Source organism: Paenibacillus tyrphae (assembly GCF_024158745.1).
In the GTDB taxonomy this organism is placed as follows: Bacteria; Bacillota; Bacilli; order Paenibacillales; family NBRC-103111; genus Paenibacillus_G; species Paenibacillus_G tyrfis_A.
In genome coordinates, this window is record NZ_JAMZAW010000030.1 from 46,570 (window position 1) to 58,422 (window position 11,853).

Sequence of the window (11,853 nt, forward strand, 5' to 3'; positions counted from 1 at the left end):
TCTCAATTGGTGGTTACCGCTAAGCGACTGCCGCCGATTTTGTCTGCTACAAGACCGAGCAGCTTGACAAACCGGGCGAGCTCCGATTCCAGTACGGCCCCGTCGAGCCGGCGGCTGTATTCGAATGTAAGCCGAAGGCGTTCGTTCTCGTCATGTACGAGCAGCACCAGATCGAGCCACATCCATAGACGTCTTCCGTCGAATCCGGGACCGGTGCCAAAGCCCGCCCGAATGCCCGTCTCCGACGCCATCGCCGGCTTCAAGCTGCGAATCGGCTGGTACTCGTGCGAGGCGGGAACGCAAGCGGACACGTCCCGCAAAATTTCGTCCAGATCGGTCCGTCCCTCCAGGTTCAGGCGAATAAGAGCAACCCGTTCGGCATCGCCAAGCCTCCACAGCGGGATACGGTTCCGGTGCAACAATTTATTCAGATAAAGAGCGAAGATCGCAAGAATCGTCCCGTTCAGATCCAAGCCGTACATCGCGCCAAGCTTCCTTAATTGTCCGGCGAGCTCCGGCGCAACGGACATTTGCGCGCGACCCGCTTCCCCGTTCGTCTTGGCCGGCCACGATTCCGGTAACGGGAGCATGACGTCCTCTCCGCAGGAGCCGGCCGATTCGATGTGCTGCCTGAGCTTTGCGATCGTCGGATACGCGAATAAGTCGGCTACGGCGACGACCCCCGGAAACATCTTTTCCAGCTCGGCATGCAGCAGCACCAGGCTGAAGGAGTTTCCGCCGATATCGAAGAAGCTGTCGTGCAGCCCGATCGGGCGGTCGCCAAGCACGGTTTTCCAAGCCTGAAGCAGCATTGGGTCCAACTCATGCCGGGTCTCTGCCGGCGATTGCGCAGCTTCCGCCCTTTCGCCGGCAACCGGAGATGGCAGCGCCTTGCGATCGGTTTTGCCGTTCCCGGTTTGCGGAATGGCCTCCAGCTCGACCAGAAATGCAGGAACCATGTAATCGGGCAGCCGCCCGGCGATCCAAGCTTTGAGCTCGTCCGCAGACGCGGCTTGACCGGCGCGGGCTTGATAATAAGCTGCCAGTACGGAATTGCCGGGGCTCAACTCCCTTACAGCCGCAGCGGCATGGGAGACGGAAGGATGCGAGCGCAGCGTTTCCTCGATCTCGCCGAGCTCGATCCGGTATCCGCGCACCTTCACCTGATCGTCCTCGCGACCGAGACATCGCAGTTCGCCTGCGTACCACATGGCGCGGTCGCCTGTCGCGTACATCCGTCCGCCGGTCCACGGATCCTCTGCGAACCTCTCTGCCGTCAGCTCCGGAGCGCCGATATAGCCCCGGGCCACGCCGGACCCGCCGATCCACAGGTCGCCCTCCGCACCGGGAGGCAGCAAACGCCGGTCCGCGTCAAGCACGTAGACCTGCGTATTGGCAATCGGCAATCCGATAGTGACCTCCCCGGATCGCGTCAGCTCCTTGCAAGTGGACCAGATGCACGTTTCCGTCGGACCGTATACGTTGAAGATCCGCAGTGACGGATAGCTTTGCAGCGCGGACAGCAGATGGGAAGGGAACGGCTCGCCGCCGACGATTAGCGTCTCCACTTGCCCGAGCACATCCGCTGCGCTCCGGTCGCTGAACAGCAGCTGCAATCTAGTCGGCGTCATTTGCAGGCAGTTCACCCGGCCGTCACGCAGAAACTGAGCGATCGCGCCTGGAGCTGCCGTTTCTCCGTCGCCGGCCAGCACGACGCAGCCCCCTTGCGACAAGCAAAGCAACGTTTCCAGCAAAAAAATGTCAAACGATGCCGTCGTCATACAGGCTGTACGATTCCCTTGGGTCCAATCGAGCGCCTGCGCCATGCCGATCATGAAGTTAGCCAGCGCGCCCTGCTCGATCTGCACGCCCTTCGGCATTCCCGTAGAACCGGACGTGAAGATGACGTACGCGAGATCTTCAGGATGGACCACGCCCTCTTCCACCGGCTCCGTTCCATCGGCGGCTGCATCGCCAGAGGCGGCAGGGTCCAATGACGGGATCTCCAGCTTCAGCCGTTCCCGGGCGGCGTTGTCGCACAGGAGCAGTTGGGCTTGGCTTTTGCCGATCATATAACGGAGGCGCTCCTCCGGAAAAGCGGGGTCGAGCGGCAGCCATGCGGCGCCGGTTTTCATTACCGCGAGCATGGCGGCCAGCATATCCGGCGTACGAGGCAGCAAAATGCCGACCATGTGTCCCTGTCCGATCCCCTTGGCAGCCAGCAGGCCGGCCAGCGCCCGCGAGCGGGCATCCAGCTCGGCGAAGGAGAGCTCGGCGCCCCCGAACCAGACGGCCGGACGGCCGGCATGCGTCCGGAAAGCGTCTGCCAGCAGCGCTTCCGCCGTCAGGCCTTCCACGCTTAAGACAGGGCCCGAGCCTAGAGCCACAAGATTGCGCTCTTCATCCTCCCGCAGAAACCGCAGCTCGCCTAACGTCCGATAGGGATGGGCCGCCACCTCTTCAAGCAAATGCATGAACCGTTCGATCCAATCGTCGATGCGCGCCTGCGAGAACAACGGAACAGCATAGTTCATGCTGCAAAACAACGTACCGTCGCGCTCGATCAATTCGAGCGTCAAATCGAACTGCGCATGGCGGGTCGGCAGCTCGTCCGGCTCGGCATGAACGCCTCCGAGCTCGAAGGCCCGCTGCTCGCCGTTCTCGTAGATGAACATCGTATCGAACAGCGGATTCCGGCTCAGATCTCTCGGGACCTCAAGATCCTTGAGCAGCGCGTCAAGCGGATAGTCCGCATGGCTGTAGGCGCCCAAGCACATCTCCTTGACACTATCCAAATATGCCATAAACGGCCGATCAGGCACGGGATGCAGACGAAGCGCCAGCGTCTGTGCGAACATCCCTACGGTACGTTCGTAATTCCCGTTATTGCGGCGATCCCAAGGAACGCCGATGCAGAGGTCGGTTTGCCCGGCCGTTCGCGACAGCAGTACCGACCAAGCCGCCAGCAAGACGGTGAAGGGAGTGGTCCGGCAATCCCGGGCCAACTGCTTGATCCGCTGCACCGTCTCCTTGCCGATGGTGAAGAAGCGGCTCGCTCCTGTAAATTCGTTGATCGGCGGTCTCGGCGCATCGGCCGGTAGGTGCAAGGGAGCGGGCAGCGGACGAAGCACATCCAGCCACCAGTTCCTCTGCTCCTCGGCCTCGGGGCCGGACAGAAACCGCTTCTCGGCCTCAACGAACGCGCCGTAGGACAAGGTCGGTTCGGCAAGAGGAATTCCGTTAACGGCATCCGTCAACTCCTTCAACATCACATTCACGGCGCTTCCATCGACAATGATGTGATGGAAGTTCAGAATCAGCCGATAATTCCCTTCGGCGTCAACCGAGACACCCCACCGCCAAAGCGGAGCTTGAGTCAGCTCGAAGGGGCGTTGCCATTGTGCCTCAAACGCCTCCGCGCTGACTCCGGCCCGCAGATCGGCGTACAAAAATTCAGGCTCCACGCTGTCCGCGATCCGGTGTACCACTTCCGTGCCTTCAATGTGAAACGAGCTTCGCAGCATCTCGTGTCTCGCCGCAATCGTCCGGAACGCATCCTTCAGCTTTCCGAGGTCCGGCTCGCCGTCCAGGCTCAGTACACCCCGTACCTGATAGGCTTCGGCTCCGCCCTTCAGATTGGACATAATATAGACTCGGCGCTCCTCCGAGGATAAGCCGAAGGCACGCGGCTTGGGCTTATCCGGGGGAGTCGGGGCGCCGGCAGCGCGGAAGGAGAAGCCCCCCGACCGAAGCGTCTCTACGCCGTAGCGCAGCGCAGACAATATTTTCTCGGCATCCTCGTCCGTATGGGCGGTCGAGAAGAAGCAGGTGCGGCGCTCCCATACATAGACCCCCGCTTCCATCATCAAACGGAAAAACAGATTAAGCTCCATGGACAGCATCGCCATATCGCTGGCCACGGTCGTCTCAAAGCGGTACATCGAGCCGAAGCTGAGCGTTTTGAGCGGCACACCGGCTTCGGCAAAATAAGCGTTGGCCCGTTCGACGAACCGGCTGGTCCGCGCATTTACCGTATCGATCCAATATTGTCCCTCGTCCCGAATACGGGTCAGTACAGCCCGGCAAGCCGCCATCGTGAGCGGATGCTTGCAGAAGGTGCCGGCGAAGAACGTCGTCTGCACGTTAGGCAGCGAGTCGTCTCCATAGGACCATTTTCCGCCGTCGACTGCGTCCAGATAACGCGCATCGCCGGCCACGATGCCGATGGGCATACCTCCGCCAATCAGCTTTCCATACGTGACGATATCGGCCTTCACGCCGAAGTGAGCCTGCGCTCCCCCCGGATGAATCCGGAAGCCCGTCACCATTTCATCGAAAACAAGCGCGATTCCGAGCTGCGAGCATAGCGTCCTCAGCTCGTGCAAATATTCGCGGGGCTGCAGACCCGGATTGCGGCTCTGAACCGGCTCCACAAGCACCGCCGCAAGCTCGGGTCCGAGGCGCCGGATCTGCTCCAGCGACTCCTTGCTTCCATAGCGCAGTACGACCGTCTCATCGACCATGGATTGGGGAATGCCGACGGCCATCGGCTTGCTGCCGTCGCCCTCCGCATCGGCGAGAACGCCGTCAAAGCTGCCGTGGAAGGAGGTGATGAACCGGACGATCTTGCTGCGCCCGCTAACGGCCCGGGCGAGACGAAGAGCGACCATCACCGCTTCGGTCCCCGTGTTGCAGAAAGCCACCCGCTCCACGCCCGTAATCGTGCGGATCAGCTCCGTGACCTCGCCGACAAGATTGGTCTGCGGGCCCAGCTCGAAGCCCCGGTTCAACTGCTCCTGCACCGCCTCGACGACAAAGCCGGGCTTGTGGCCGAAGAAGGCGACGCCGTACCCCATGGCAGTATCCAAATATTCGTTGCCGTCCACATCCCAGAAGCGGGCGCCTTCCGAGCGCGCCGATACTAACGGATAGACCATTTCCTTGATGCTGCGGCTGAAATTCAACGTGACGATCCAGTCCGCCAGCGCTTCCTTATGCCGGGACGAGTAGTCCTTCGAGCTCTTCGTGCGGGCTGTCCACCGAGTGATTAAATCATGGATAAAACGCAGCTGGCGCTCGTTTAAACTTTCGTCCGCGTCACCGTCGGCGGGGCTTGGCGCGGGAACGGCGGGAGCTGGCGCCGGCGCGGTCCTGACTTGACGCGCGGGCGCAGTCCGGACCGGGGCTTCGCTTGCTTTCTCCGCCGGAACGGAGCCGATCAGCCGCAATTGCTCTTCCATAATGGCCAGCTGCCGGTTAATAATCTCCTGAATGCCGGCCGGTGCGGATACGGCTGCGGTTGTAGACGGAATCAAAGCCGCCTGAGCCGTATGGACCGCCGATGCGGAAATCGGCTGCGGCTCTGCCGCCACCGCAGCAGGTACGCTGCGGACGAACGTTCCGTTCTCCGCGATGTAGGCTGCCAGCTTCTCCACCGTATGCAGCTCGGAGAAGAATCGTTTGATCGGAATATCCACACCGAATTGATTGAGCACCGCTCTTCCCAGCTGTACGAGCATCAAGGAATCGAGTCCGAGAGAGAACAGATGGAGCGTATCGGTAATGTCGCCTGCAGCGACGCCGGTGACTTGCTCGATCATTCCGCGCAGAGCGTCCGCAATATCGCTGACGACGGCATTCTGCGGGACAACCTCGGCGGCGGCGGACACCTCCGCGAGCGCCAGCTTCCCGGTGTCCGGGGCGGCGTAAGCGCCCCCCTGCTCTCTCCGCGCCGGCTCGTGGCTTGCTAACCACACCCGCTTGCGATCGTAAGGCGTATGCGGCAAATTCGGAATCCGGTCCGCACCGCCTTGATGCAGCGCCTGCCAGTTCACCGGGCAGCCGGTTTCCCACAGCTGGCCCAAACTATCCAGCAGCTGCCTCCAATCCGGCACGTTTTCCCGTAAGCTCGGCAGGAACAGCAGGCCGTCGCCGGTTACGTTTTGAGCGGCCAGACCGCTTAACGTAGCCGTTGCACCGATCTCAAGGAAGCGGCGGCTTCCCGCCCGAATCGCCGTATGCAGCGCCTCGGCGAAACGGACCGGCTCGACCAAATGATCGGCCCAGTATGACGCATCAAGCACGGCTCCTTCAGGTATGAAGGCGCCCGTTACGGTAGAAATGAACCGCCGGGATGCCGGTTTGAAGACAATGCCCGCGTACTGCGCCTTGAGCTTCTTCGCCCCGTCCTTCATCAGCACGGAATGGAACGGATGAGATACCGCCAGTTCCTCGACGAATACGCGCGCTTTCCGTGCCCGCCTGACAAGCTCGTCGATACTGTCCTTGCCGCCGGACACCGTAATATTTTCCGGCGCGTTGATGGCGGCTATGGAGACATCGGCATAATCCCGGATCAGCTCCCGGACCTTGGCCTCGTCGGCCAGCATGCCGATCATGCGCCCGGTCGCCGGGGTGCGCTCCATCACTTCGGCGCGGGACGCCACCATAGCAACGGCATCCTCAAGCTCCATGACGCCGGCCAGGCATGCTGCGGCATATTCGCCGATGCTGTGGCCGATGAGCACGTCCGGCGTCACGCCGAGCATTTCCCAATAATGAGCCAACGCGAGCTCGATGGAAAAAATCAATGGCTGCGCGTACAGCGGACGCTTCAAGTCGTCCGTTTCCGCCCCGTATATTAATTGTGTCAACGACAGCCCGATGCACGGACGGAACCGTTCATCCAATTCGTCCAGCTTCGCCCGGAATGCCGGGGCCTGCTCGTACAACGTGCGGGCCATATTGCGGTACTGCGAGCCTTGGCCCGTAAACAGGAAGGTGACAGGCCCGAAGTCGGCCGAAGCCTCGATGCCGACAGGCTGAGACGGATCGGCCAGCTTGACCAGCTTCTTCGCCAGCGTCTCGACGCCGTCCACGACGACGGCCAGCCGCCGCCCCAGCGAGGCCCGGGTCAGATTCAACGTCCGGCACAGCTCGGACGCCCCCGCCGTAGGAGCGCTGTTCCATTCGACCATGCTGCGGACATATTGCCGCATCGAAGCTTCCGTGCGGGCCGACAGCGTGAACAAGTGGAAGTCCCGGGAAGGCTCCTCAGCCAGCGCAGAGGCGCTTTCCGCGGAAGGCGCTCCTTCCACGACGATATGCGCGTTCGTTCCGCTGATGCCGAACGAGCTGATCCCGGCCCGGCGCGCGCCTCCGCGCAGCTCCCATGCTCTTGGCCTCTCGTTCACCTCCAGAGAAAGCTTATCCCATTCGATCAGCGGATTGCCTTTGCGGAAATGCAGATTTCCCGGGATGCTGCCGTGACGCATGGACAGCAATACTTTGCACAGGCTGGCCATGCCTGCAGCCGTCTCCAGATGGCCGAGATTCGATTTAACGCTGCCCACAACCAGCGGACGAGTCCTGTTGCGGAATACGTCGCCCAAAGCGTTCGCTTCCTGCGGGTCTCCGAGCTTCGTGCCCGAGCCGTGCGCTTCGACGTAATCGATGTCGTCGGGCTCCAATCCGGCATCGGCCAGTGCCTGCTTAATGACCTGCTGCTGGGCAATGCCGCTCGGAACGGTCAGCCCTCCGCTGCGGCCGTTGTGGTTCACGGCTGCACCCCGGATCAAGCCCCAAATCCGGTCGCCGTCCCGCTGCGCGTCCTCGAGCCGCTTGAGCACGACGACCGCGCCGCCTTCGCTGCGGATGTAGCCGTCGGCCGACTCGTCGAAGCTGCGGCAGCGGCCCGAGGAGGCGAGCGCCTGAAGCTTCGAGAAGCTCTCGTGCGCCTCCGCCCGCAAAATCAGATTAACGCCTGCGGCAACCGCCGTATCACAGCTGCCTGAGCGAAGCTGTAGCACCCCCTGGTGTACGGCAACGAGCGAAGACGAGCACGCCGTGTCGATCGCCATGCATGGTCCCCGCAGACCGTAGGTATATGAGATACGGCCTGCTGCGCTGTTGAGCATCGTTCCCATGAACGTGTACGGACCGGGAGTCAATCCCATGTCCCGCCCAACCTGCGCATAGTCGCTGGCGGCGATCCCGACGAACACGCCCGTCCGGCTGCCGGACAGCGACTTCGGGTCCCAACCGGCGTCCTCGAACGCTTCCCAGGTTAGCTCAAGCAGCAAGCGCTGCTGAGGGTCCAGTGCTTCCGCTTCCTTCTGGGAAATTTCAAAAAACAAAGGATCGAATTGATCCACATGCTCCAAGTATCCGCCCATTCGGGTCGTTAGCTCGGCGTCTGCCCTCGGATCGCCGTCCCACCGGCTGTCCGGGATATCGCCGACAGGGTCGATCCCTTCGGTCAGAAGCCGCCAGTAGGCATCCGCCGAATCCGCGCCTCCCGGGAAGCGGCAGGCCATACCGACCACGGCGATCACGCCGCTGCCGTCCCGCTCCTCGGCTGCCTTTTCGCCGGATCGTTCGTCCGCCTGTGCCGGCAGCGGCCCGGATTGGGCCAGAAGCTCCGCCATCGACCGGATGCTCGGATAGTCCAAGGCCGCAGTGCTGGACAGCCTCAGCCCGAGCCGTTTCTCAAGCCGTTCCTGAAGCAGCATAAGCTTAACCGAGCTGAGGCCGATATCGAAGAAGCCTGCGTTTGCATCGATCCCGCTTCGTCCCAGCAGACGCTCCACCTCTTCACGTACCAGCGCCGTCAATGTGTCGTCGGGACGGGCCACAGCTGACGCGCCAACTGTCCCGGCGGCTTCCGTGGCGGCTGCATCTCCCTCCGCTTTCGCTTCATCGGTTGGCTGCCCAGCCGTTCCGAAGCGCCGGATCAGCTCGTCAAACTTGCCTTGTTTCAAGTCCTGCACCAGCTTGAAACGTTGAATTTTACCGCTGGTCGTTTTCGGAATTTGTTTCACAGGCAGAACATGCGCGACGTGCAAGCCCATGGTATCGAGCACGAGCTGGCGCACGGTTTCAATCACCGGCACGAATTCATCCGCTTGCTTTTTGTAATAAACGAAGATCACAAGATCCTCGGTGCCCGTGTCCGGATTGTAGGCGCCGCAAGCGACGTACTGGTTCAGCTTGTCTTCCCCGACGCTGCGCAGGATCGCCTTTTCGATATCGTGCGGAAAATAGTTGACGCCGCCGATGATGATCATCTCTTTAACCCGGCCCACGATCACCAGCCGTCCGTCGTGCATAAACCCGAGATCCTGCGTGTCGAGCCATCCGTCCTCCGCAATCAGCTGGCGGCTTACCTCCTCGTTCCGGTAATAGCCCGAAGTGACGCTGCTGCCCCGGATTTCGATATGGCCGACGACGTCTTCGCCCAGCGAATTCCCGCTGCCGTCCGTAATTCGAACCTCCGTTTGGGCAAACGGAATCCCGCAGTCGACAAAATCGATGGCGTTCGGCGAATCGGGCTCGACGCAAACGATCGTCTGTCCTGCCGCAATGTGCGTCCGGTCGACGGTGTAGGTTACAATTTCTTCCTCCGTCGTCGGACTGAGCGACACAATGAGCGTCCCTTCGGCCAGTCCGTAACCCGGCCTGACCGCGGACGGCGGCAATCCCCACTCGCGGAGCGTCTGGGTAAATTCGTCGCACAGCGCAGCCGAAATCGGCTCGGCGCCGTTCATGATCACCTTGACGCAGCTGAGGTCCCAGCCTTCGGCCTGCGCCGTTTCCCGTTTGAACCGTTTGAGAAAATGACGGTAGCCGAAGTTCGGAGAGCCGAGAACCGTCGGCCGGTACTTGTGCACCGCCGATAGCCAGAACACCGGATTCCAGACGAAGGTGTTCGTCGGTATTCTGTATTGGTCCACGCCCGCAACGACAGGGGTCAGGTGGAATGCAATCATGCCGAAGTCGTGCGTGATCGGCTTCCAGCTCAGGAAGGAGTCGTTTTCGCCAAGCTCCAGATAGTTGATCGTATCGTAAATATTGCTCAGAAGATTTTCGTGAGTGAGCACGACGCCTTTGGGAAATCCGGTGGAGCCGGACGAGAACTGAATGAAGGCGATCGTTTGGGGGCCGATCTCGGGATAGTCGCACTCACGGCCGCCGATATCGAGTTGATCTGGATAAATAAGACGCGAAGCGATTTCCCCGAACGCCCGCACCTGATCCGGATCGCTTGCATAAGCTTCCAGCTTGCCCTTCAGCTTCTCCGTATCCGTAGCCATCCAAGGATGCCGCAGCACCTGCCATACGGCAAACACCTTCAGCGCATCGTCATGGTTGTCGCCTACGGAGAGCGGAATAGGCACGATGCCGCCAAGCAGGCAGGCCCAGTATCCGATCGCGAAGGTCCGCGAGGATTCGAATTGAAGCACCAGCTCATCTCCGGTCTTCAGCCCGGCCGCCTGATAAGCGGCGAGGCAGCGGCTTGCCTCCGTCAGAAGCTCGGCGTAGGAAAGAAAATCTTTCTCCTGCGAGCTATTGAGAAAATGGATCCCGCATGTTTCCCGGGCATTGTCCCGGAGGGCTTCGATCAACGTGGAATATGGTTTCATAGGAGCCTCCCCATTACACGACTTTATGCCGACGATATCTGCGCATTCCGTGGTTGGCAATCATCACCTGCTGCACTTGCGAGGTGCCTTCAATCACTTCAAGAATCTTCGATTCGCGGAAAAGACGCTCTACGGGATATTCGTTCCAGCAGCCGTTGCCGCCGAATACTTGCACCGCATCAGCGGTGACCTGCAGAGCCATTTTGGAGCAAAAATATTTGGCCATATTCACTTCCATCACGGCGTCATCGTCCCCCGACATCCGCAGCCGGCCGCTTCGCTCGCACAAGGCCCGGGCTGCATGAATCTGAGTCACCGCATCGGCGATCATTCCTTTAACCAGCTGGAACTCTCCGATCTTCTGTCCGAACTGCTCCCGCTCGCACGCATAGCCGACCATTTCCTCCAAGGCCGCCTGCCCGATCGCGACGCCCGCCCACGCGATGCTGTACCGTCCGTAAAATAGCGCCGTATTCGCCACGAAGCTGAAGCCGGTTCCCAAGCGGCCCAGCACATTTTCGGCCGGAACCTCCACGTTGTCGAAGAACACCTCGGCCAGATGCGAAGCCCGGTTGCCGAGCAGCCCTGACATCGGCTTCACCGACAAGCCCGGCGCGGTCCGTTCGACCAGAAAGGCGCTCACCGTATCCCCGTCCGCAGCGATCACAAGGTACAAATCCGCGATGCCGGCGAAAGAAATCCACTTTTTGCCGCCGTTCAGGACGTAGGTGTCTCCCCGCTTCTCGTAGCGCGTTTTGACGGAGGTGGCATCGGTGCCTACCCCCGGCTCGGACAAGGCGAAGCACGCGATGCGGTTCCCTTTCGCCAAATCCGGCAGGAAACGCTCCCGCTGCGCGGGCGTTCCCAGCTTCACCAGCGTTTCGCCTACGAGCGACGTATGCACCGTCAACAAAGAACGGGTGGAGCAGCACGCTTTGCCGATGATTTCCGTAAGCTTTCCGTAATAGAGCGGGTCCAGACCCAGACCGCCGTATTGAGCGGGAATGGGGGCGCCGAGCAATCCCCGGGACGCCAACCCGTCGATAATTTCCCTCGGCAGCGATTCCTGCCGGTCGAACTGGCCGGCCTGCGGCCGAATGACCTTCTCGGCATATTCCTCGGCTTGCTCGATAACGGATTGCTGGTAAGCGTCAGACATTGGATGCGCCCCTTACTTTACCGACTAAACCGATCATCCGGTCCACAGAGCTGAAATTCATCAGCGTAATGTCCTCGTCCGGCACTTGAACGCCGAATTTGTTTTCAATGAAGTCGAGCAGGCGCATGGCAAAAATCGAAGTGACGAACCCCTTCTCGAAAATGTTGTCGGTATCGCCGAGCTCATCGGCGTCCTTGAACGCGCTCATGTTCTGCTCAATGAATTGGCGGATAAGCGCGCGTGCTTCGCTTTCGGTATGCATCATCGATTCCT

The 11,853-nt window shown here is 60.9% G+C and carries 3 protein-coding genes; all 3 read right to left on the bottom strand.

Translation table 11 applies throughout. From position 1 onward, the window contains the following. Window positions 1-2 precede the first annotated feature (2 nt). The 3 genes from NI000_RS31325 to NI000_RS31335 are packed head-to-tail and all read right to left on the bottom strand — an operon-like array spanning window position 3 to window position 11,845. The gene (locus NI000_RS31325) at window positions 3-10,421 is read right to left on the bottom strand and encodes a non-ribosomal peptide synthetase/type I polyketide synthase (RefSeq protein WP_253415278.1); all 10,419 of its coding nucleotides are present in this window, start codon (window positions 10,419-10,421) and stop codon (window positions 3-5) included. Between the two features lie 13 nt (window positions 10,422-10,434). After that, a complete protein-coding gene (locus NI000_RS31330; RefSeq protein WP_253415279.1) occupies window positions 10,435-11,580 on the bottom strand; it encodes an acyl-CoA dehydrogenase family protein in 1,146 nt (381 codons plus the stop codon). Continuing rightward, on the bottom strand, window positions 11,573-11,845 hold the full coding sequence (locus NI000_RS31335) for an acyl carrier protein (RefSeq protein WP_253415280.1): 273 nt from the start codon (window positions 11,843-11,845) through the stop codon (window positions 11,573-11,575). Before NI000_RS31335 ends, NI000_RS31330 begins: the two co-directional genes overlap by 8 nt. Window positions 11,846-11,853: the final 8 nt, after the last annotated feature.

Coding starts and splice junctions, on each gene's coding strand:
- NI000_RS31335 (WP_253415280.1), bottom strand. CDS start 11,845: ATGATGCATACCGAAAGCGAAGCACGCGCGCTTATCCGCCAATTCATT.
- NI000_RS31325 (WP_253415278.1), bottom strand. CDS start 10,421: ATGAAACCATATTCCACGTTGATCGAAGCCCTCCGGGACAATGCCCGG.
- NI000_RS31330 (WP_253415279.1), bottom strand. CDS start 11,580: ATGTCTGACGCTTACCAGCAATCCGTTATCGAGCAAGCCGAGGAATAT.